This is a genomic window from Streptomyces polygonati (genome assembly GCF_042650325.1).
Classification (GTDB): domain Bacteria; phylum Actinomycetota; class Actinomycetes; order Streptomycetales; family Streptomycetaceae; genus Actinacidiphila; species Actinacidiphila polygonati.
Map to the genome: position 1 here is coordinate 222209 of NZ_JBHSBB010000030.1, position 20202 is coordinate 242410.

At 72.8% G+C, this 20202-nt stretch carries 18 protein-coding genes and 2 tRNA genes; 12 read left to right on the forward strand and 8 right to left on the reverse strand.

Going from position 1 to position 20202, the window contains the following annotated elements; all coding sequences use genetic code 11:
* Positions 1-137: 137 nt before the first annotated feature.
* Positions 138-317, forward strand: a complete 180-nt coding sequence (locus ACFO3J_RS31600) for a hypothetical protein (RefSeq protein WP_386436850.1) — start codon at positions 138-140, stop codon at positions 315-317.
* Between the two features lie 12 nt (positions 318-329).
* On the opposite strand, the gene ACFO3J_RS31605 is transcribed toward ACFO3J_RS31600, so the two are convergent.
* Positions 330-1808, reverse strand: a complete 1479-nt coding sequence (locus ACFO3J_RS31605) for a dihydrolipoyl dehydrogenase family protein (protein WP_386436853.1) — start codon at positions 1806-1808, stop codon at positions 330-332.
* Positions 1809-1996: 188 nt separating this feature from the next.
* On the reverse strand, positions 1997-2563 hold the full coding sequence (locus tag ACFO3J_RS31610) for an NUDIX domain-containing protein (RefSeq protein ID WP_386436856.1): 567 nt from the start codon (positions 2561-2563) through the stop codon (positions 1997-1999).
* A 336-nt stretch (positions 2564-2899) separates the two neighbouring features.
* Between ACFO3J_RS31610 and ACFO3J_RS31615 the strand changes: the two genes are divergently transcribed.
* A complete protein-coding gene (locus tag ACFO3J_RS31615; RefSeq protein WP_386436859.1) occupies positions 2900-3604 on the forward strand; it encodes a hypothetical protein in 705 nt (234 codons plus the stop codon).
* A 43-nt stretch (positions 3605-3647) separates the two neighbouring features.
* Here the strand turns inward: ACFO3J_RS31615 and ACFO3J_RS31620 are convergent, their stop codons facing one another.
* Both ACFO3J_RS31620 and ACFO3J_RS31625 read right to left on the reverse strand, forming a co-directional pair.
* Positions 3648-4223, reverse strand: a complete 576-nt coding sequence (locus ACFO3J_RS31620; RefSeq protein WP_386436862.1) for a hypothetical protein — start codon at positions 4221-4223, stop codon at positions 3648-3650.
* 145 nt (positions 4224-4368) lie between these two features.
* Entirely contained in the window at positions 4369-5085 is a 717-nt protein-coding gene (locus tag ACFO3J_RS31625) for a DUF3761 domain-containing protein (protein ID WP_386436864.1), read from the reverse strand.
* Positions 5086-5391: 306 nt separating this feature from the next.
* Here ACFO3J_RS31625 and ACFO3J_RS31630 point away from each other — a divergent pair, with 306 nt between their 5' ends.
* The 3 genes from ACFO3J_RS31630 to ACFO3J_RS31640 all read left to right on the forward strand — a co-directional run bounded on the left by ACFO3J_RS31630 (position 5392) and on the right by ACFO3J_RS31640 (position 9047).
* Positions 5392-6228, forward strand: coding sequence for an alpha/beta hydrolase (locus ACFO3J_RS31630; RefSeq protein WP_386436866.1), 837 nt, complete (start codon positions 5392-5394; stop codon positions 6226-6228).
* Between the two features lie 74 nt (positions 6229-6302).
* A complete protein-coding gene (locus ACFO3J_RS31635; RefSeq protein WP_386436868.1) occupies positions 6303-7031 on the forward strand; it encodes an alpha/beta fold hydrolase in 729 nt (242 codons plus the stop codon).
* A gap of 198 nt (positions 7032-7229) precedes the next feature.
* Positions 7230-9047, forward strand: coding sequence for an acyl-CoA dehydrogenase family protein (locus ACFO3J_RS31640; protein ID WP_386436870.1), 1818 nt, complete (start codon positions 7230-7232; stop codon positions 9045-9047).
* A 101-nt stretch (positions 9048-9148) separates the two neighbouring features.
* Here the strand turns inward: ACFO3J_RS31640 and ACFO3J_RS31645 are convergent.
* Positions 9149-9224 (reverse strand) — tRNA-Glu (locus ACFO3J_RS31645).
* Positions 9225-9348: 124 nt separating this feature from the next.
* On the opposite strand from ACFO3J_RS31645, the gene ACFO3J_RS31650 reads away from it, so the two are divergent.
* The 5 genes from ACFO3J_RS31650 to ACFO3J_RS31670 all read left to right on the forward strand — a co-directional run bounded on the left by ACFO3J_RS31650 (position 9349) and on the right by ACFO3J_RS31670 (position 16505).
* Positions 9349-9699 (forward strand): metallopeptidase family protein, encoded by a 351-nt coding sequence (locus ACFO3J_RS31650; RefSeq protein ID WP_386436872.1) that lies wholly within the window; start codon positions 9349-9351, stop codon positions 9697-9699.
* Positions 9700-9867: 168 nt separating this feature from the next.
* Positions 9868-10383 carry a hypothetical protein gene (locus ACFO3J_RS31655; RefSeq protein WP_386436874.1) on the forward strand — a complete coding sequence of 172 codons (516 nt, stop codon included), beginning with the start codon at positions 9868-9870 and terminating at the stop codon, positions 10381-10383.
* 323 nt (positions 10384-10706) lie between these two features.
* Positions 10707-13028 carry a DEAD/DEAH box helicase gene (locus ACFO3J_RS31660; RefSeq protein WP_386436876.1) on the forward strand — a complete coding sequence of 774 codons (2322 nt, stop codon included), beginning with the start codon at positions 10707-10709 and terminating at the stop codon, positions 13026-13028.
* Between the two features lie 286 nt (positions 13029-13314).
* A complete protein-coding gene (locus ACFO3J_RS31665; protein WP_386436879.1) occupies positions 13315-14880 on the forward strand; it encodes an FG-GAP-like repeat-containing protein in 1566 nt (521 codons plus the stop codon).
* Between the two features lie 50 nt (positions 14881-14930).
* Positions 14931-16505: an FG-GAP-like repeat-containing protein gene (locus ACFO3J_RS31670; protein ID WP_386436881.1), complete on the forward strand. Its 1575-nt coding sequence runs from the start codon at positions 14931-14933 to the stop codon at positions 16503-16505.
* On the opposite strand, the gene ACFO3J_RS31675 is transcribed toward ACFO3J_RS31670, so the two are convergent.
* Together ACFO3J_RS31675 and ACFO3J_RS31680 are read right to left on the reverse strand one after the other, a co-directional pair.
* Entirely contained in the window at positions 16498-17763 is a 1266-nt protein-coding gene (locus ACFO3J_RS31675; RefSeq protein ID WP_386436884.1) for a GDSL-type esterase/lipase family protein, read from the reverse strand. The two genes, ACFO3J_RS31670 and ACFO3J_RS31675, sit on opposite strands and share 8 nt — an antisense overlap.
* Before the next feature lie 100 nt (positions 17764-17863).
* Complete coding sequence (locus ACFO3J_RS31680; protein ID WP_386436886.1) at positions 17864-18433, reverse strand: TetR/AcrR family transcriptional regulator; 570 nt, start codon at positions 18431-18433, stop codon at positions 17864-17866.
* 71 nt (positions 18434-18504) lie between these two features.
* Between ACFO3J_RS31680 and ACFO3J_RS31685 the strand changes: the two genes are divergently transcribed.
* Positions 18505-18996, forward strand: a complete 492-nt coding sequence (locus ACFO3J_RS31685) for an FBP domain-containing protein (RefSeq protein WP_386436889.1) — start codon at positions 18505-18507, stop codon at positions 18994-18996.
* Between the two features lie 14 nt (positions 18997-19010).
* On the opposite strand, the gene ACFO3J_RS31690 is transcribed toward ACFO3J_RS31685, so the two are convergent.
* The gene (locus tag ACFO3J_RS31690; protein ID WP_386436892.1) at positions 19011-19757 is read right to left on the reverse strand and encodes a DUF429 domain-containing protein; all 747 of its coding nucleotides are present in this window, start codon (positions 19755-19757) and stop codon (positions 19011-19013) included.
* A gap of 138 nt (positions 19758-19895) precedes the next feature.
* Between ACFO3J_RS31690 and ACFO3J_RS31695 the strand changes: the two genes are divergently transcribed.
* A tRNA-Lys gene (locus tag ACFO3J_RS31695) sits at positions 19896-19968 on the forward strand.
* Positions 19969-20202: the final 234 nt, after the last annotated feature.

The following is a 20202-nucleotide window of genomic DNA, read 5'->3' on the forward strand; positions in this document are numbered from 1 at the left end:
CTGGCCACCGCCGCACTCCGTACGGCTGCCGGTCCAACACCCGTGGTGTGCCTCCCCGATGACACGATCGCGTACCGGCCGGTCGCGGCTTCGTAACGAGGGGAGGGAACGGGGCGCCGGGTGGGGAGTATCCCGGGATGGATATCGGGAAGGGCCTGGAGCGGCTGGCCGAGCTCGGCGTGCTGATCGTGCTGGGGTCGATCATCGCGACGCTGTGTCTGATGGCCATCACCCTCGGCTTTCTGGTGATGGCCGGCCACGCGGTCCGCTGGCTGTTCGGCGCCGACGAGCCGGGCCGGGACGAGTCCGAGGACTGAGCGGCGACCCGGTCAGGCGCTGACCGCCCCGGCCGCGTCCCGGTACGCCCGGAGCAGGAACGTCCAGACCTCGCTGATCGTCGGGAAGCACGCGACGGCGTGCCAGAGGCGGGGGACGGGGACTTCGCCCGCGACCGCGATGGTGGCGGAGTGGAGGAGTTCGCTGACGCCCGGGCCGACGAAGGTGACGCCCAGCAGGGTCTCGCGGTCGAGGTCGACGACCATGCGGGCGCGGCCCCGGTAGCCGTCGGCGTAGAGGTTGGCGCCCTGGGCCTCGTTGAAGTCGACGTCCACGGTGCGGATCCGGAAGCCCGCTTCCTCGGCCTGGGCGGCGGAGATGCCGACCGCCGCCGCCTCCGGGTCGCAGAAGAAGACCTGCGGTACCGCGTGGAAGTCGGCGGTCACCGCGTGGGCGCCCCAGGGCGCGGTGTCCAGCGGCCGGCTGGCCGCGCGGGCGCCGATCGCGTCGCCGACGATCCGGGCCTGGTATTTGCCCTGGTGGGTGAGCAGCGCGTGGTGGTTGATGTCGCCGACCGCGTACAGCCACTCCCCGTCGCTATGCCCTTCGGCGCCCCGGACCGCGCAGGTCTCGTCCACCTCCAGCCAGGACCCGGGGGTCAGGCCGACCGTTTCCAGGCCGAGGGCGCCGGTGCGGGGGGAGCGGCCGGTGGCGAACAGGATCTCGTCGGCCTCCAGCCGGCTGCCGTCGTCCAGCACGATGCCGACCGGCCCGGCGGGGTCGGGACGGGTGAGTTCGGCGACGGACACGCCGATACGGACGTCCATGCCCGCTTTCCTGAAGCCTTCGGCGAGCATCTCGCCGGCGAACGGCTCCATTCTGGGCAGCAGCGGGTGGCGGGCCAGCAGGGTGACCGAGGAGCCCAGCCCCCGCCAGGCGGTGGCCATCTCGACCCCGACCCCGCCGCCGCCGACGACGGCCAGCCGCGCGGGTACGGTGCTGGAGTCGGTGGCCGTGCGGTTCGTCCACGGCTTGGCCTCGGCGATGCCGGGCAGGTCCGGCAGCACCGCGTCGCTGCCGGTGCACAGGGCGACCGCCCGCCGCGCGGTGAGCACGCGCTCGCCGTCGGAACCGCTGACCACCACCCGGCGCACGCCGTCCAGCCGGCCCTCGCCGCGTACCAGGTCCGCGCCGATGCCCCGGACGAAATCGGCCTGGCCGGCGTCGTCGTAGTCGGTCACGTAGCGGTTGCGGCGGCCGAAGACGCCGTCGGTGCCGATCGGGCCGGTGACCGCCTCCCGCGCGCCGTCCACCCTGCGCGCGTCCGCGATCGCGATCACCGGCCGCAGCAGCGCCTTGCTGGGCACGCACGCCCAGTACGAGCACTCGCCGCCGACCAGCTCACGCTCCACCACCGCGACGCTCAGCCCGGCGACGCGCGAGCGTTCGGCGACGTTCTGGCCGACCGGGCCGGCCCCGATCACGACCACGTCGTACGTGCCGTTCGCCGACGCACCGACGGTTTCGCTCATGACCAACCCGCTCCCGACGCTTTCGGTGTCCCCCAGGGGTGTCCCGCCGGGGGGTTGGGCGCGAGCCATCCTCGCTGGTGCGGGGGTCCGGCCGGGTGAGGCCCTGCGGGGGCGGGGTGAAGGTCCAGCCATTCGGACCCCTTGCCCGGGGGAGGGCGGCCTGGGGCCTGCCTGCCGCCGCGGGGACTTTACCGGGCGCTCGCCCGGCGGATCTGGTGGGCGAGCGAGTACAGCGCGGCCAGGTGGGGGCGGTCGTTGGCGGTCAGGCGGTCGGCGGCGCGTTCGATGGGGAGGATGGCGATCTCCAGGACGGTCTTGTCCTCGACACCGCCGAGCTTCTCCGGCGGCCCGGTGATGACGACGTCCGCCCAGCCGAGGGCCAGCGCGAAGCGCGGATGCGGCAGCCACGGGCGGTAGGCGTTCTCCTGGGTGGTCGAGCTGTCCCACTGGCCGAACAGCTCGAACCGCTCGGTGCGGCCGCCGATCGCCTCCGCCACCTCGCGGGTGACCGCCGCGTCGATGCCCTCGCCTTCCAGCAGGGTGCCGCCGGGCGTGGACCAGCCGTCCTCCTCGGTGCGCAGCAGTACCGCCCGGTCACCGATGAAGGGGACGACATGGACGTGGCTGGTCCGCTCCCGTGACGGGACCTCGCCCTTGAAACGCGAGGTGACGTGGCGCCATACGTAGGGGGTGTCCAGGATCGCGAACGAGGAGCGCAGACTTGCGCGCGCGTCGGTGGAGAGGTCGATTCCCATGATCTGCCCGTCATCGGTGGTACCGAATCGATCGACAGGGGGAGCCTGCCCCGATCCCGGCCGGGCTCACCACCGCGCGGCGTGCGTCCGCCGCGGGCGGGCTTCGGCAACTCCACGCCGCGCAGGCCGATATGGCGAACGGCGCCGGACCGGCCTCCCCATGAGCGCTCCGTCCGGGCCGTGCCGCCGTTTCGGGGACGGCGCTTCGTGGTAGACGTCCAAGTGCCCGGCGTATCGCAGCCGTGCGGGTCCGGTGCCGCTGCGGCGGGCTCAACGCCCCTTGACCACAGCGGAGTCGGCCGGCCCCGGCCGCGTCCGCGTGGGAGGAATGAGCTGATGGCAGGGACCGGAGCAGGCCAGGCCCGGAAACTCGACGACTACGAGCCGTCCACCGGCGGTCTGGTGTATCTGCGCGGGTTGAGCCGCTGGCAGGCCGAGGACCAACGGGAGGATCTGGCCGACCTGTTCGTCGAATCCTCGGTGGCGTCCGGCGGCGACGAGTACGACAGCCGCGAGGGCTTCCTGACCCGGCTCACCGAGGACGTGGGGCGGCCCGGCTTCGACATGGTGATCGCCGAGGCGACGGTGCCGGGCGAGGCATCGGTGCTGGTGGGCGCCGTGTTCGGATTCCCCGTCGGGCGCGACGGCAACTGGTGGCGCGGATTCCACGGCCCGCTGCCCCGGGGCGTCGACCAACTCACCGCGTCCGGACACGTCTTCGCGATCACGGACATCCTGGTCCACCGCAACGAACGCGACCGCGGCCTGGCCGGCCACCTCCAGCACCGGCTGCTCTCCGACCACCAGTCCTCCCTCGGCGTCACCTTGGTGAGCCAGACCGATCTGGCCGGCTACGCCTCGCTCCAGAGCTGGGGCTGGCAGGACATCGGCGAGTTCCACCTGCCGCCGGACGTCACCGTCCGCCGCGCACTGACCCTCCCGCTGGGCGAGCGCTCCGCCGCCGACCCGGACGGCCTCGCCCACAACTCCGGCACCGAGCGGCCCCGCGAGGGCGACGGAGTGGACCCCGGGATGCGCTGAGCACCGGGTCCGGGTGGCCGCCGAGCCGGTGCGTCGTCACACGTCAGCGCCCGTCGCCGCCGACCGGCGGTATCCGCTCGGCGAAGGACGGGGCGACCACCTGACGGCGGGCCGCCTCGACGAAGGCGGCCCTGGCGGCGGTGAAGGTCGGCTGCGCATCCTCCCAGGTGGTGACGAGGTAACGGTCCCCGGCACGCAGCGGGTTGAGGGTGTCCCGCATCGCCTCGGCCCCCGCCACCACCTCGGCGGGCCCCAGCATGGTGACCTGCTCGGTCCGGGAGGCCACGGCGTCGATCCGCCGCAGGACCTGCTGCCAGTAGTGCGTTTCGACCTCTTCGGGGTCGCTGTTCGCCTGGCCGGTGCTGAAGGCTTCCTCGAAGTCGGCGAGCCGGGCGACCTGAGCCGCGATGTCACGTACCGCCGCGTCCCACTCCGCGAGCAACTCCCGGTAGGCCGCGATGCGTTGCTCGCGCAGCCAGTGGCCGTGGTCCGCCGCCGCCTGGTCCCTGACCTGCGTGCGGGTGACCTTGGCCGTGATCAGCCCGCCGACGAGCGTGCCGCCCAGACCGGCCACGGCGACGATCGCTCCCGTGCCCCAGGCCGCGAGGCCCTGATCCACTATGCGCCCCCGTCCTCCCTACCCGCCCCCTGATTCCCCTCCGGGCATCTTGTCACCACGGAGGGCGTAGGAGGCGGCACCCGCCGAACCCCCGCCGCGTTCCTGCGGCGGGAGCCCCGGGTGTGCCCTCACGTGCCGAGCTTGCTCATTTGTAGAAGACCGCAACACCGTGGTGGTGGGAGCAAGTGCCCTGGTGGTGCGCGGAGTACGAGAGCGTCCCGTCGTTGCAGAGGGCGGTGGCGCCGCCTCCCGGGGCGACGGCGGCCTCGGTGTGGTGCGTGGTGACGACCGGCCTGGGGGTGACCCGGTGCGTGGTGGCGACCGCCCGGGGTGTCGCCCGGTGCGTGGGAGTGGGCGCGGGGGCGACCGGGCGGTGAGTGGTCGGGGAGGGCCTCGCGGCGAGCCTGGCCCCGGTCTGGACGAGGCGCCCCTGGCAGTCCAGCCGCGCCGTCCCGGTCGGCAGGTGGTCGACGAGGTCTTCGAGGACCGGGTAGACCTCATGGGTGGTCCCGCCGGCCGGCCCGGCCGCGGTGGTGGCGGCGGCACGTTCCAGGTCCACCACGGCCCCGGTGCAGCGGGGTGCGAGCTGGCCGACCAGCGCGGCGACCATGGCCCGGGGATGGGTGTGCCGGTCGATGTCGTACAGGTAGCCGACCGGGTCCGCCCCGGTCTCGGTGGGCGAGGCGCTGGGCGACGCGCTGGGCGACGGGGACGACGGGCTCGTGGGCGGTGCGGTCGCGGCCGGTACGGACGCGCTGGCGCTGGACGCCTCGCCGGCCACCTCATTCGTCCCTCCGCAGGCGGCGAGCGCGAGTATTCCGGCGGCGAGCAGGCCGAGGGCCGGGATGCTGCGGCTGTGCATGGTTCCCCCCAAGTGGTGCGTGGAGGGTCGAGCGTCGCAGTCTGGTTTAGGCGGGGTGGGCGAAGTGACGGAGTTGTGACAACCCGTCGGCCCCGCGCGGTGACGACTCCCCGCCGCCGGCCCGGCCCCCGCCTCAGGAGGACATCCGGCCCGCCCGCAGGCTCGAAGCGCCGGGCGCGGATCGGTTTCTGCGTGTGGTTCTGCATGGTCCCCGCAGGTCAGCCGCTGCTTTCCTGATGGCACCGGCCGATCGGGAACCCGACCGGCCCCATCCCTCCCCCCCCCCACTTCCTCAGGAGTTCTGCCATGCGCGCTCCCTCACGTCTCCTTCGCTACTCGGCCGCGGTGACCGCACTGGCCGCCGTCGCCGTCCTGCCGGGTCTGGTCTCCTCGGCCCAGGCCGCCACCGTGCGCACCCCGGCGCAGGTCGCCCCCGCGGCCGCCAAGCCCACCGTCGTCCTGGTCCACGGGGCCTTCGCCGACGCGTCCGGCTGGAACGGGGTCATCACCCGCCTGGAGCGGGACGGCTATCCGGTGGTCGCCCCGGCGAACCCGCTGCGCGGGCTGACCAGCGACTCGGCGTACATCGCCTCGATCCTGGCCTCGGTCAGCGGGCCCATCGTGCTGGTCGGCCACTCACACGGCGGCGCGGTCATCAGCGAGGCCGCGGCCGGGAACCCGAACGTCAAGGCGCTGGTCTACATCGCCGCGTTCATGCCCGAGGTCGGCGAGCAGGTGGGGAACCTCAACTCCATGTTCCCCGGATCCCAGCTGGCCGCCGCCCTGCTGCCGATCACCGTCGCCGGGGGAGGCACCGACTACCGGATCGACCCGGCCAAGTTCAAGCAGGCCTTCGCCGGCGACCTGCCCACCGCCACCACCAAGCTGATGGCCATCGAGCAGCGGCCGCTGTCCTCGGCGGCCTTCTCCGACCCGGCGACCGCCGCCGCCTGGCACACCATCCCGTCATGGTTCCTGGTCGCCAAGCAGGACCGGTCCATCTCCCCGGACCTGGAGCGCTTCGAGGCCGACCGCGCCCACTCCCACACCACGCAGATCGACAGCTCGCACGTCGCGATGATGTCCCACCCCGGCATCTCCGCCCAGGTCATCGAGGACGCCGCCACCAGCACCGCCGGCTGACACCACGGCACCGCACCGCACGCACGACCTCCGAAGTCCCGAAGTCCAGGAAGTCCCCGAAAGGGAGAACCGTCATGAGTGAAGTAACCACCCCCACCGTCGTCCTGGTGCACGGCGCCTTCGCCGACGCCGGCAGCTGGGCACCCGTCACCGAACGCCTGGTGGCCGCCGGTGTGCCGGTGCGGGCGATCGTCAACCCGCTGCGCGGCGTCAGCGTCGACGCCGCTTATGTGGCGAGCGTCATCAACCAGATCCCCGGCCCGGTCCTCGCCGTCGGCCACTCCTACGGCGGCGCGATCATCACCAACGCCGTCCCGCAGACCACCAACGTCGTCGGTCTGGTCTATGTCGCGGCCTTCGCCCCCGACGAGGGCGAGGCGCTGGCCGACATCGTCGCCGGCTCCAAGGACAGCGTGCTGACCTCGGCCGTCCAGCCCAGCCAGTACCCGACCGGCAACGGCACCGAGACCGCCACCGAACTGATCATCGACCCCGCGAGGTTCCGCGCGGTCTTCACCGCCGACCTCTCCCAGCTCCAGTCCGATGTCTACGGTCTGTCCCAGCGTCCGATCGCCGCCGCCGCCTTCGAGGAGAAGAACGGCCCGGCCGCCTGGAAGAGCGACCTGCCCGTCTGGGCCGCCATCGGCACCGCCGACCTCGCGGCCGGCAGTGACGTGGTGCGCCGGATGGCCCAGCGCGCGGGGGCCCGGATCACCGAGATCGAAGGCTCCCACGTCATCATGATCTCCCAGCCCGACGCCGTGACCCGGGTCATCCAGGAGGCGCTGGCCAGCCTCATCTGACCGTGTCCGGTGACATAGGCGGGCCGGGCGGCCGACCGACACGGATCTGTGCCGGCCGGCCGCCCGGCCCGTGTCAAGTGCGCTGCGACGTAAGGGGGGTTGGCGGGAAGGCGCGCCGACCGGGAAGCGGAGGCGATCCGTTTCTCCCGTTCGGTCCCAAGGGGTTTCCGCCCGCCGGTCGGCGTCGTTGAGCCCGGCATGGTGATCAGTACTCCCGTGTCCGGCTCCCACCCGGCCGTCGACAGCGCCAGGCTTACCGAACTCCTCTTCCGCGACGGGCCCGAGGACACCGATGTCCACGGCCGCTGGCGCAAGGCGATCGCGACCGAGCTGTTCCGCCACCCCGGCGACGTCCCCGTCGAGGACCGCTGGCAGCTCTCCTACGACCGGCTGCGCGCCCTGAACGACGAGCTGCTCTCCCCCGAGGAGCTGGCCCGGGATGCGCGCGGGCTGGCCGCCCTGCACGAGTGGGCCTCAGTGGTGGACGGCGCCACGTCGACGGTGGCGGGCATCCACTACAACCTCTTCCTCGGGAGCCTGCTCGACGACCGCGTCTCCCCGGCGCGCGACACGAGCGAGTTCGCCGCCCTGGCGCGTACCGGCACCTTCCTGTGCACCGAGCGCGCGCACGGCAACGACGCGGCCGCGTTGGAGACCGTCGCCCGATACGACCGTGAGCGCGACGAGTTCGTGCTGCACACCCCGCACGAGGGCGCGCGGAAGTACATGCCCAACACCAGTGCGACCGGCGGCCCGAAGACCGCGGTGGTGGCGGCCCGCCTGCTGATCGACGACCGGGACCAGGGCGTCTTCCTCTTCCTCACCCCGCTGAGCGACCACCGCGGAACGCTGCCGGGCGTCACCGTGGAGAGGCTGCCGGAACGAGTCGGCGGCCCGGTCGACCACTGCGCCACCACCTTCGACCAGGTACGCCTGCCCCGGACCGCGCTGATCCAGGGCGAGCACGGACGGCTGTCGCCGGACGGTACGTTCAGCAGCGCCGTCGGCAGTCCGCGCAAGCGGTTCCTGCACGCCATCCGGCGGGTGACGGTGGGGAAGCTGTGCATGAGCGCGAGCACCCTCGGTGGCTGCCGGGCGGCGCTGGCGATCGCGGTCCGCTACGCGCACAGCCGGCTGATCTCCAGCCCGGTGGCCGGGCAGCGGGTCCCGCTGGCCGCGCACCGCAGCCACCACGCCCGGCTGCTCGAACGCGTCGCCACCGCCTACGCCATGACCTTTTTCCACCGGACGGTCACCGAGCGCTGGATCGGCCACCGGCCCGAGGACCGGGCCGGGACCGAGCGGCTGGTGGCGGTCGCCAAGGGCTGGATCACCTGGCAGGCCCGGGAGATCGCCATCGAGAGCCGGGAGCGCTGCGGCGCCCGGGCACTGTTCCCGGTCAACGGACTGGCGGAGTTCGCCGGGAACGTGGACGGCGCGATCACCGCGGAGGGGGACAATCTGGCGATCTGGTGCAAGGCGGGCGCCGAGATGATCTTCGGCCACGCGCTCGTCCCGGCGCCCCCGGCGGCCACCGGCCGGGAGAGCCCGGCCGGCCCGGCCTTCCTCCGCCGCGCCGTAGCCGCCGCCGAGCACCACTGGCACACCAGCGCCCGCCGCGATCTGCGCCGCTCCGAGGAGGGCGACGGTGATGATGGTGACGGTGACGCCCTCGGCCGCTGGAACAACGCGTCCGACGCGGCCCTGAAGCTGGTCGAGGCCTACGCGGTGGGCCAGGCCGCCGACGCCTTCGCCGCGGCCTGCGCCCGCGTCACCGACCCGTCCACCCGCGCGGTCCTGGACGACCTGCACGCGCTGTTCCTCCTGCGCGAGGTGGACTCCCGCAGCGGCCTGCTGCTGGCCGAGAACGCGCTCACCGCCGAGCAGGTCCGCTCATTCCCCCGGACCCTGCACACCCTGACCGCCCGACTGGCCCCGCACCTGGCGACGTTGACGGAGGCCTTCGACATCCCGGAGGAGCACTTGTCCTCGCTGCCGATGCTGACAGCGCCCTGAGACCCGGCCGGAAACCATCGACTTCTCGGGCGCCGCGCCGGGCGGATGCCGACCGCAGAGCGGCCGCCCCGGGACGAGGCGCCTCCGGATGCGGTGGCTGGTGGTACCCCCAACGGGATTCGAACCCGTGCTACCGCCTTGAAAGGGCGGCGTCCTGGGCCACTAGACGATGAGGGCGGATGGCCGTCCGTGGGCGCCGTCGGCGCACTTCGGGGACGGGAGCAGCATATGGGATCGGTCGCGCGATCGCCAAAACCGTTTCGCCGGGGTCGGGGCGGGGGCGGGCCGCGACAATAGGGGGGTGCTGGAGATGACGCGCGAGGAGTTCGAGGAACTGGTGGGCGAGGCGCTCGACCGGATCCCGGCGGAGCTGACCCGCCTGATGGACAACGTGGCCGTTTTCGTGGAGGACGAGCCGCCCTCCGGTGAGCCCGAGTTGCTCGGTCTGTACGAGGGGACGCCGCTGACCGAGCGCGGGGAGTGGTACGCCGGGGTGCTGCCGGACCGGATCACGGTCTACCGGGGGCCGACCCTGCGGATGTGCTCCAGCCGGGAGGAAGCGGTGGCGGAGACGGAGGTGACCGTCGTGCACGAGGTGGCCCACCACTTCGGCATCGACGACGCCCGGCTGCACGCCCTCGGTTACGGGTGAGTTCGGCTACGGGTGAAGGGGCCGGTTGCGGGTGTGGGCGTGTCCTGGCGGGACGCGGCGGCGTTGGACAGGGGGACCGGTCGCGTACGCCCTCGCGTGGGCGACCGGCCAAGCCGTAGCCCCGAGCCGTAACCCGCGGCCGAAGCCCGAAGTCCGAGGTCCCCGCACATGCCCGCACCGCACAACGGCGACAGCATCCGCAGCCCCCGCACCCGGGCCCGGACCGCCGGAATCCGCTCCGCACTCCTTGTCACGCTGGTGGCCGCGGGCGTCGCCGCCTGTGTGAGCGCCGGCAGTGAGCCCGATCCCCGGCCCAGCCGCGTACCGTCCAGCGCGAGCAGGGTCGCGGACGGGCCGGGGGGCGGCCGGCTGGTGCCGGGGGCGGTGCGCCCGGCCGGGAAGAACGGGCTGTCGCCGTCGCCCTCGGCGTCGGGCAGCTCGCCGTCGCCGGGCGCCTCCCGCTCCGCTTCGCCGAGCCCGCACGCCAAGGACAAACCGGCCGACCGGGCCCTGCCACCGGCCGGCGCCGGTGTCACGGTCCCGCAGCCGACCGCCGAGGCGACCCCCACCCAGCAGGCGCCGCCCCCCACCACCCCGGCCGCCGAGCCGACCACGGCGCCCACCCCCGACCCGCCGAGCCAGAGCGACAGCCCGGCTCCTCCGGAGAGCCCCGCGGCCGGGTAGCCGCCTCGTACACTGGACGGAAGACGGTGGCCAGCGGGTGGCTGGACGGTGGCTGAGGACCGGCATCGCAGGTCGGAGCCGGTTTCAGGAGGCGATTGGCAAAAGCGACGTGCGATGCGTATGCTGGTAGATCGTTTGATCCCACTTTCCATGTGTCCTGGCGCCTGACCAATACGCGCCCCGTGGCGCGTTCCTTTTCTCCTGTGGCTGACCGCATAGAGGCGGTTGTAAGCAACCTGCGGAGCTGGCGCGTGCCGTAAGTCTCCGAGAGGTTTTGCTTTCGCATGTCCCTTGACAGTGCCGACCGTTCCGCCATGCCCGCCATGTCCGAGGACGCAGCCGACGCCATCGTCATCACCGAGCCCGGGTCCGTAGCGGTCTCGGACGCTCCCACCGTTCCGGAAGCCCGTGGAGCCGGTGAAGCCCGCGAAGAAGCTGTGACGCCGGCCACCACCGACGCCCCGGCCGCCAGCGCGACCCCGGACGACGACGAAGCCCCCGCGACCCCGGATGCCCCCGAGGCCCCGGACGTTCCCGGTGTGACCTTCGCCGACCTCGGCCTCGCCGACGGCATCGTCCGCAAGCTCACCGCGAACGGCGTGGTCACCCCCTTCCCGATCCAGGCCGCCACCATCCCGGACGCGCTGAGCGGCCGGGACATCCTGGGCCGCGGCCGTACCGGCTCCGGCAAGACCCTCGCCTTCGGGCTGCCGCTGCTGACCCTGCTGTCCGGCGGCCGCACCGAGCGCAAGCACCCCCGCGGCGTCATCCTCACCCCGACCCGCGAGCTGGCCATGCAGGTGGCCGACGCGCTCCAGCCCTACGGTGACGTGCTCGGCCTGAAGATGAAGGTCGTCTGCGGCGGCACCTCGATGCAGAACCAGATCTACGCCCTGGAACGCGGCGTGGACGTCCTGGTCGCCACTCCCGGCCGCCTGCGGGACCTGATCAACCGCGGCGCCGCCTCCCTCGACCAGATCCAGATCGCGGTCCTGGACGAGGCCGACCAGATGGCCGACATGGGCTTCCTGCCCGAGGTCACCGAGCTGCTCGACCTGATCCCGGCCGGCGGCCAGCGGCTGCTGTTCTCCGCCACGCTGGAGAACGAGATCGACTCCCTGGTCCGGCGCTACCTGGTCAAGCCGGTCACCCACGAGGTGGACGCCGCCCAGGGCGCGGTCACCACGATGAGCCACCACGTACTGATCGTGAAGCCCAAGGACAAGGCCCCGGTCACCGCCGCGATCGCCGCCCGCAAGGGCCGTACGATCATCTTCGTCCGCACCCAGATGGGCGCCGACCGGGTCGCCGAGCAGCTCATCGAGTCCGGTGTACGGGCCGACGCGCTGCACGGCGGTATGACCCAGGGCGCCCGCACCCGCACCCTTGAGGACTTCAAGGCGGGCCGGGTCAACGTCCTGGTCGCCACCGATGTCGCCGCCCGCGGCATCCACGTCGACAACATCGGCCTGGTGCTGAACGTGGACCCGGCCGCCGACCACAAGGACTACCTGCACCGCTCCGGCCGTACGGCCCGCGCGGGCGAGTCCGGCACGGTCGTCTCGCTGGCCCTGCCGCATCAGCGCAAGCAGATCTTCCGGCTGATGGAGGACGCGGGCGTGGACGCCTCGCGCCACATCATCGGCGGCGCGGGTGTCTTCGACGAGGACGTCGCACGGATCACCGGCGCCCGTTCGCTGACCGATGTGCAGGCCGACGCGCTGCAGAACGCCGCCGTCCAGGCCGAGCGCGAAGTGGTCGAACTCACCCGTCAGTTGGAGCGGCTCCAGCGCCGCGCCGCCGAACTGCGCGAAGAAGCCGACCGGTTGACCGCCCGCTCGGCGCGTGAGCGCGGCGAGGACCCGGAGGTCGCGGTGGCCGCCAAGGCCGCCGAACTGGCCGCCGAGGCAGCCGCGTTCGTTCCCGAGCCGCGCGCCGAACAGCGCGACGACCGGGACCGCGACCGTGAACGGCGCGACGACCGGGGCAACTTCGACCGCCGCCGCGACGACCGTTCGTACAGCCGCGACGACCGGCGCGACGACCGCCGCGACGCGCGTCCGGCGTACAACCGGGACGACCGCCGTCCGGCATCCTCCTCCTACAACCGCGACGACCGCCGCGACAGCCGCCCGGCGTACAACCGGGACGACCGCAGGCCGTCCTCGTCGTCCTCTTCTTCGGCGCCGTCCTCCTCGTCCTCGTACAGCCGGCCCGCGTCCTCGTACAACCGTGACGACCGCCGGCCCGCCTCGTCTTCGTCGTCGTCTTCCTACAACCGGGACGACCGCCGTGACAGCCGCCCCGCGTCGTCCTCGTCGTCGTCCTCGTCCTCGTACAGCCGGGACGACCGGCGGGACGCCCGTCCGGCCTCCTCGTCGTACAGCCGGGACGACCGCCGTCCGGCCGCGTCCTCGTACGGTGACCGGGACCGCCGCGACGCCCGTCCGGCCTACGGCAACCGCACCGACGACCGGCCCTTCAACCGGGACCGGCGCGACAGCCGTCCGGCCTTCGGCGACCGCGACCGCCGCCCCTCGTACGGCGACCGCGACCGCCCGGCGTCCTCCTCCTACACCCCGCGCGAGAACAACGGCGCGGCGCCGGCCGCCGACCGCAAGCCGCGCTGGAAGCGCAACAGCTGACGGGTCGTCCGCTCGCGACGGCGGTGTGCCGGACGCACATGGCGAGCTGCCGAAGCCGCCGAAGCCGCCGAAGCCGCTGAAGTGAACGGGAAGTGAACCGGGCGCGGGTCCCGGGGTCGTGCGTGAAGCGACCTCGGGGCCCGCGCTTTTCGGCTGCTACAGTGCCTTTTCCGCAGGGTTCCAGGGGGACTGACCAGGCGGTTTTCGGACCCGGGCCTTCCGTTTACTCACCGGCGGGCCGGGTCGGGTCGGCGCACTGAGCGGCAAGGGCGAGGCGGGGCGGGGTATGCGCGGGTTTCGGACTACGGCATGGAGACGGCGGTCGCTGGCCGCGTTCACGACAGCGGCGGCGCTGGTCGCCGGGGCGCTGCTGGGGGTCGGCGCGCCGGCCGCGCACGCCGCGACCACGGTGCCGTCGTGGCTGACGTCGTACGAGACCGAGAACGGGTCCACCATGCGGCAGTGCTCGGCCGTCAAGCTGACCGGGGACCGGTACCTCATGCCGCCGGACTGCCTCACCGGACGCGGCGTGAACGACTTCTCCACCACCTACGCGGGCGGCACGCCGGAGGGCGCGACCAACCGGCCGCAGTACCGGGCCGATCCGCGCTTCAACGCGACCACCCGGCAGGCCGCTTACGCCGTGGTCGTCGTCGGCTACACCGCGACCTTCCACGGTCCGGCGCTGGCGAGCACCGCGGACGCCGCGCTCTACGCGCCGGGAGCCAGGGCCACCTTCTCGTCCTGGGCCGGGTCGAGCGCGACTTCCCTCGACCGGCACCCGCACAGCGAGCAGGTGTCGATCCTGTCGGCGGCCACCTGCGGCGCCTACCTCGGACATCCTCAACTCGCGGGCACCTTCTGCACCTTGCCGGCCCCCGGCACCGCCGCGCCGGCGACGATCGACCGCTGCGTCGGCGACGCGGGCGGGGCACTGGTCGCGGGCGGCAAGCTGCTCGGGATCTCGGCCACGTCCACCACCGCCTGCGTCCCCACCAACGGCCTGCGGCTCTACACCAACGTCTCCGCCTACCGCGCCCAGATATCCGGGTGGGCCCACGACGTCGACTTCGACTTCATCGACACCGGGTCGGTGACGGCGCGGCAGGCCACCAGCGGCACCAACGGGCTGGTCTCCTTCTGCACCATCAATCCCACCTCCGAGGAGGTGGACGGCTGCGACCCCAATACGGGCTCGATCGGCTGGTACTCGGCGCACTTCGACTTCTTCACGCAGGCGGGCGACCTCGACGGCGACGGCGACGGTGAGGTCCTCGCCCGGACCTCGGGCGGCGCCCTGTACGCGTACAGCGCGTCGGAGCTCTCCGCCGGGTGGGTCAACACGGTCAAGGGCACCTGGCTCGGCAACGGCTGGGGCCGTTACAACGCGATCTTCGCCGAGCGGGACTTCTCCGGTGACGGCGTCCCCGACCTGATCGCCCGGGACACCTCGGGCAATCTGTGGCTGTACAAGGGCAACGGCAAGGGCGGTTACGGCACCCGCTCGCTGCTGGGCACCGGCTTCAACGCGTACGTTCGGCTCACCGGCCGCGGCGACTTCTCCGGCGACGGCCTCGCGGACTTCGTCGGGGTGGACAAGGCCGGCACGCTGTGGCTCTTCAAGGGCAACGGCAGGAGCGGCTTCACCCGGGTCAAGTTCGGTACCGGCTTCGGGGGTTACCGCGAACTGGTCGCCAGCGGGGACATCGACAACGACGGCCGCCAGGACCTCTTCGGCCGTACGCCCGCGGGCGGCGTCTTCGTCATCGACGCGATCTCCGATGGCAGCGGGATGGCGGCGCCGCGGCTCTACGCGAAGAGCTACTACAAGTTCATCACTCAGGTCTCCTAGCCCTTCCCGAGGAGGGGCGGACGGCCGACAACCCGTGGGGGGTTCCACATATGCGCGCGTACAAGAGATTCGGGCGGCGGGCCATGACCGCCGCCCTGGCCGGGGCACTGCTGTCCGGGGGCATACTGGCGGCCGGGGCGCAGTCCGCCCAGGCCGCGACGCCGGACTTCCCGTCCTGGCTGGCGGGCTACGGCACGTACAACACCACCGGCGCCTCGCGGTCATGCAGCGCGATCCAGCTGACCGCGAGCCGGGAGCTGACCGGTCCTGACTGCTTCACCGGCCGCACCCTGGACGACTACACGCAGTGGTACCACGGCGGCACTCCCGATTCGGGTACCAACCTGCCCGGTTACCGCACATCGCCGCAGTACGTCCCCGCCACCCGGCAGGGCGCCTTCGCGGTGGCCGAGGCGCACAACCCGCCGGTGAGCTACACCACGGGCAGCGGCCGGCCGGATCTGGCGACCACCGCCGACGCGAAGCTCTATGCCGCCGGCGCCACCGCCACGTTCTACTCCTGGGCCCTGCCCAGCTCGCAGGACTACCAGCGCACCGCGCACACCGAGCAGGTCTCCATCCTGTCGTCCGCGACCTGCGCCGCCCATCTCGGCCACGCCCAGGCGCCGGGCACGTTCTGCACGCTGCCCAAGCCAGGCACCGCGGCGCCCGACCACGCCCAGCAGTGCGTGGGCGACGCGGGCGGCGCCCTGGTGGCCGGCGGCAAGCTGATCGGCCTCTCCGCGACCGGCGCCACCAGTTGCGTCGCGGCCGACGGTGTACGCGTCTACGTCAACATCACCGCCTACGGTCCCCAGATGCTCGCCTGGAGCCGGGACGTCTTCGTGGGCCCGTACGCATCCGCCACCGGGTCGGTGACCACCGAACAGGACGACGCGGTGGGCGGGCACTGGATCAGCTGGCCCACCCTGGACCCGGAGGGACACCTCCCGGTCGAGGACGGTCTCGCCGCCGACACCGTCGACTACACCATCGGCTACACCTGGCTCAGCCAGGCCGGCGACCTGGACGGCGACGGCCTCGCCGACCTCCTCGCCCGTACCCGCGGCGGCGCTCTCTACCGCTACCCGGGAACTCGCGGCTACGACCTCGACACCGCCCCCAAGACCTGGGTCGCCAACGGCTTCGACCGCTACACCGCGCTGTTCGCCAGCACCGACTTCTCCGGTGACGGCGTCCCCGACCTGCTGGCCCGCGATACCTCGGGCAACCTGTGGCTGTACAAGGGCAACGGCAAGGGCGGTCTGGCCGCCCGGGTCGCCATCGGCTCCGGCTGGAACGCGTACGACCAGATCACCGGCCGCTCCGACCTCTCCGGCGACGGCCTCGCCGACATCGTCGCCCGCGACTCCGCCGGGACGTTGTGGCTCTTCCGCGGCAACGGCAAGGGCGGTTACGCCGCCCGTACGGAGATCGGCACCGGCTTCGGCGGCTACCGGGACCTGGTGGCGGCCGGCGACATGGACCGGGACGGCCGCCAGGACATCCTCGGCCGCACCCCCGGCGGCGGCGTCTTCATCCTCGACGCGGACAACAAGGGCGGCCTGCTGCCCGGGAAGCTCTACACCAAGACCGGCTGGAAGCAGTACTCCCGGATCAGCTGAGGGTGCCCGGGCGGCCCGTCTCGCGGAGTTCGGCGGCGAGCGGGCCGTCGGCGGCGAGCGGGCCGTCCGGGGCGAAGGGGCCGCCGCGGGCGAAGGCCAGCGCGGCGAACCTCTCACCGATGCGGCGGTGCGCGGCGGCGTCCGGGTGGAGCTTGTCGGGCAGCGGGAGTTCGGCGAAGTCCGCCTCACCGTAGAGCTCGCGGCCGTCGAGGTAGCACAGGTTCGGGTCGTCGGCTCGCCGCTGCTCGACGATGCGGCTCAGCTCGTCCCGGATGACCGTGAGGGTCAGCTTCCCGCCGGCCCGCTCCGCGGGGTCGCCCGCCGCGCGGAAGCGGAGCTTCCCCGCGCTCAGGCCGCTGAGGTCGCCGGGGTCGCCGAAGTCCGGGACGCTGGGGCCGGGGGTGTCCTCGTGGATGGGGCACAGCACGGGTGAGACGACCAGCAGCGGCGTGCGGGGGTGGCCCTCGCGGATGGTGTCGAGGAAGCCGTGCACCGCCGGGCCGAAGGCGCGCAGACGCATCAGGTCGGCGTTGACGAGGTTGATGCCGATCTTGACGCTGATCAGGTCGGCCGGGGTGTCGCGCAGGGTGCGGGCGGTGAACGGGTCGAGCAGGGCGCTGCCGCCCAGACCCAGGTTGATCAATTCCACGCCGCCGAGGCGGGCGGCCAGCGCGGGCCACGTGGTGCTCGGGCTCGCCGCGTTGGAGCCATGGCTGATCGAACTCCCGTGATGCAGCCACACCTTGCGGCCAGTGGGCGGCGCGGGCTCGACAGGGGCGTCGGTGCGCAGGGCGACGAGTTCGGTGGTCTCGTTGTGCGGCAGCCAGATCTCGACGTCCTTCACGCCGTCCGGCAGGGCGGTGAAGCGGAGGGTGCCGGCCGGTCCTGGCCGCTTCTCGGCCGTCCCGGCGGTCATGTCGATGGTCAGGGTGTTGCCGCCCGTCACGCTGGCCTCACCGCCCGGACGGCCGTCGATGAGCAGGTCGTACCGGCCGTCCGGGCGGGGCGGGGCGCCCACGTAGACCTGCTTGGTGGGCAGCGTGTCCAGCTCGATCGCGGTGGCCCGGGTGCGGAAGACCAGCCGGACGCCCGACGGCTGGGCCTCGGCCATGGCCAGTTGCGGGTCGGCGCACTGGGCGCGGGCCCAGGCGGGCAGCCGGTGCGGCAGCAGACCGCGCTCGGTGCGCTCCAGGTCGAGGGCGCCGCGCAGGAGGTCCGGGGTGATGGGGGTGGTGATCCAGTTGTGGTCGGCGTGCATGGTCCTGGCCCTTTGATCGAGGGGTGCGGGGGGTTCGGCCGCGCCGGTGCTCCGGGGGCTGGGTGCGCCGGGGGGCTGGGGGCTGGGGGCTGGGGGCTGGTCAGGGTGCGGGCCAGTTCCGCAGCAGGGTGTCGAGGGCGTCCAGGACGCGTGACCAGCTCTCCTGCGCGTCGGGGGCGCTGTGGCTGAAGCCTCCCGCCGTCTCCAGGCTGACGTAGCCGTGGAAGACGCTGCCCAGCAGCCGGACCGCGTGTGTCTGGTCCGGCTCGGTCAGGTCGTAGCCCCGCAGGATCGCCCGCGTCATCTGGGCGTGCCTGCCGCCGGCGCTGGCGGCGGCTGTCTCCGGATCGAGCCTCAGCTGGGCCGCGGCGTAGCGGCCGGGATGCTCCCGGGCGTAGTCGCGGTAGACGTTGGCGAAGGCGGTCAGGGCGTCCTTGCCGGCCCGCCCGGCCAGGGCGGCGGCGCCCCGGTCGGCGAGTTCCTCCAGGGCGAGCAGGGCGATCCTCGTCTTGAGGTCCTGGGAGTTCTTCACGTGCGAGTAGAGACTCGCGACCTTGACGTCGAATCGCCGGGCGAGCGCCGAGACGGTCACCTGCTCGAAGCCGACCTCGTCGGCCATTTCCGCTCCCGCCCGGGTCAGGCGTTCCGCGGTCAGTCCCACCCGTGCCATAACCTTCCTCTCATTAACCGACACCTAGTGTGCACTTGCCTAATAGCTTTAGGCAAATTAGCCTGCCCCGCATGCGCCAGCTGACCGAGCAAGAGATCCGTGCCGCCTTCGTGAACCGCACCAAGGGGGAGGTCAAGCGACTGTCCCTCCCGCGCGACCTGGCCGACCGCCCCTGGGACGACCTGGACTATCTCGGCTGGCGGGATGCCCAGGCCCCCGACCGTGCCTATCTGGTGACCGAGCTGGACGGCCGCCCCACCGCCCTCGCGGCGCGCTGCCCCGCCCCCGCCTTCTGGGGCGCGCGGCGCAGCATGTGCTCGGTGTGCCTGACCACCCACGTCGGCGGCGTCTCCCTGCTGGTCGCGCCGAGGGCCGGCCGCGCCGGGCAGCAGGGCAACACGGTGGGCATCTACATATGCGGCGACCTCTCCTGCTCGCTGTACGTGCGCGGCAAGAAGGACGCGGGCGTGGGCGCGCGGCTCCACGAGACGATCACGCTGGAGGAGAAGATCCAGCGGATGATGGCGAACCTCTCGGCGTTCGTCGCCAAGGTGAGTGGGTGACCGGGGTGACCGGCTTACGGTGCGTTACCGGGAAGCAGGGGGAGCGAGCCGGGCAGGGGCAGGTGGATCCAGCCTTCTTCGCGGGCGGCGTCCACGTCGGCCGGCCCGGGGCGTCCGGTCAGTCCGCAGGCCACAGCGCGGGCCGTCAGCGCGCACACCAGCGCGTCGAACGCGTGCTCGCTCGCGTCGTAGGCGAGCCGTGTCGGGCCGTCGCACCGTAGCCAGGGCGCGGCGCCGAGAAGAGCCTCCATCCGCCGGGGACCGTCGAGAACGCCCCACCGGTGCCGGGACGCCTTCGGATACACCTCCGCGATGCTGCCGCTCCCCGCCCGGTCGACCGGCACCCCGCGCCTTTTGAGCTCGTCCTCCAGATGCGCCCAGCGCGCGACCATCGCCCCGATCCGGTCGAAGGGGGCCGGGAGCGGAGCGCTCAGCGGGTGGATCTGGTCCCGTACGACACGGTCCGTCAGCCGGTACCGCAGCTGGTCCTTCCGGTAGCGCTCACTGTCCTGCCCCCTCCCCGGCCACGCGGCCCCGGCGAGATGGGCACCCACCGCCCGCACGAACTCGGCCGGCCACCCGAACGGGCTGTCGACCCCGGCCTGTTCACCCTGGCCGAGGCCACCCAGCGCGTCGAGCAACTCGTCATCGGCGCACCTCAGCCGTGGCGGACCGACCGTCGCCCTCCCGTCCCGCCACTCCACCACCGCCATGGCCGTCTTCGACCGATCGGCCGCCAGGTCGATCCCCACGGTACGCACCCCCCCATCCTCCCAGCCCCCCGCCCGGGTCCGACCCGCCCCCGTACGCCCTCCCCTCACCCCCGACTCCCCCCACTCACCCGCCACCCCCGATTCGACTCGGACTCACCCCTGGGTCCCGGCTATGCTGCGGTGTGCGGGCCGTTAGCTCAATTGGCAGAGCAGTGGACTTTTAATCCATTGGTTGTGGGTTCGAGTCCCACACGGCCTACGGGGTCGGGCTCCTTGGAGGCCGCTGACCTGCGGGTATCGTGCCCCGGTCGTCGTAAGACGGCCGGGGCACCGGCGTGCGGGGGGCGCGCGTGAGCGATGCGTGAGCGGGTGCGCATCAGTCAGCCGACGACAGCCCCTGAGCAGATCGGCGTGAGTCTCAGCTACCTAGGAGCTGTTCGGGGTTCGGATCTTGGTGAGGCCCGGTGGTGTGCTGGCGGTGGCTGGTAGAACT

Excerpts from the sequence above, each read along its gene's own strand:
- ACFO3J_RS31600 (WP_386436850.1), top strand. The coding sequence starts at position 138 with ATGGATATCGGGAAGGGCCTGGAGCGGCTGGCCGAGCTCGGCGTGCTG.
- ACFO3J_RS31605 (WP_386436853.1), bottom strand. The coding sequence starts at position 1,808 with ATGAGCGAAACCGTCGGTGCGTCGGCGAACGGCACGTACGACGTGGTC.
- ACFO3J_RS31610 (WP_386436856.1), bottom strand. The coding sequence starts at position 2,563 with ATGGGAATCGACCTCTCCACCGACGCGCGCGCAAGTCTGCGCTCCTCG.
- ACFO3J_RS31615 (WP_386436859.1), top strand. The coding sequence starts at position 2,900 with ATGGCAGGGACCGGAGCAGGCCAGGCCCGGAAACTCGACGACTACGAG.
- ACFO3J_RS31625 (WP_386436864.1), bottom strand. The coding sequence starts at position 5,085 with ATGCACAGCCGCAGCATCCCGGCCCTCGGCCTGCTCGCCGCCGGAATA.
- ACFO3J_RS31630 (WP_386436866.1), top strand. The coding sequence starts at position 5,392 with ATGCGCGCTCCCTCACGTCTCCTTCGCTACTCGGCCGCGGTGACCGCA.
- ACFO3J_RS31635 (WP_386436868.1), top strand. The coding sequence starts at position 6,303 with ATGAGTGAAGTAACCACCCCCACCGTCGTCCTGGTGCACGGCGCCTTC.
- ACFO3J_RS31640 (WP_386436870.1), top strand. The coding sequence starts at position 7,230 with ATGGTGATCAGTACTCCCGTGTCCGGCTCCCACCCGGCCGTCGACAGC.
- ACFO3J_RS31655 (WP_386436874.1), top strand. The coding sequence starts at position 9,868 with ATGCCCGCACCGCACAACGGCGACAGCATCCGCAGCCCCCGCACCCGG.
- ACFO3J_RS31660 (WP_386436876.1), top strand. The coding sequence starts at position 10,707 with ATGTCCGAGGACGCAGCCGACGCCATCGTCATCACCGAGCCCGGGTCC.
- ACFO3J_RS31665 (WP_386436879.1), top strand. The coding sequence starts at position 13,315 with ATGCGCGGGTTTCGGACTACGGCATGGAGACGGCGGTCGCTGGCCGCG.
- ACFO3J_RS31670 (WP_386436881.1), top strand. The coding sequence starts at position 14,931 with ATGCGCGCGTACAAGAGATTCGGGCGGCGGGCCATGACCGCCGCCCTG.
- ACFO3J_RS31675 (WP_386436884.1), bottom strand. The coding sequence starts at position 17,763 with ATGCACGCCGACCACAACTGGATCACCACCCCCATCACCCCGGACCTC.
- ACFO3J_RS31680 (WP_386436886.1), bottom strand. The coding sequence starts at position 18,433 with ATGGCACGGGTGGGACTGACCGCGGAACGCCTGACCCGGGCGGGAGCG.
- ACFO3J_RS31685 (WP_386436889.1), top strand. The coding sequence starts at position 18,505 with ATGCGCCAGCTGACCGAGCAAGAGATCCGTGCCGCCTTCGTGAACCGC.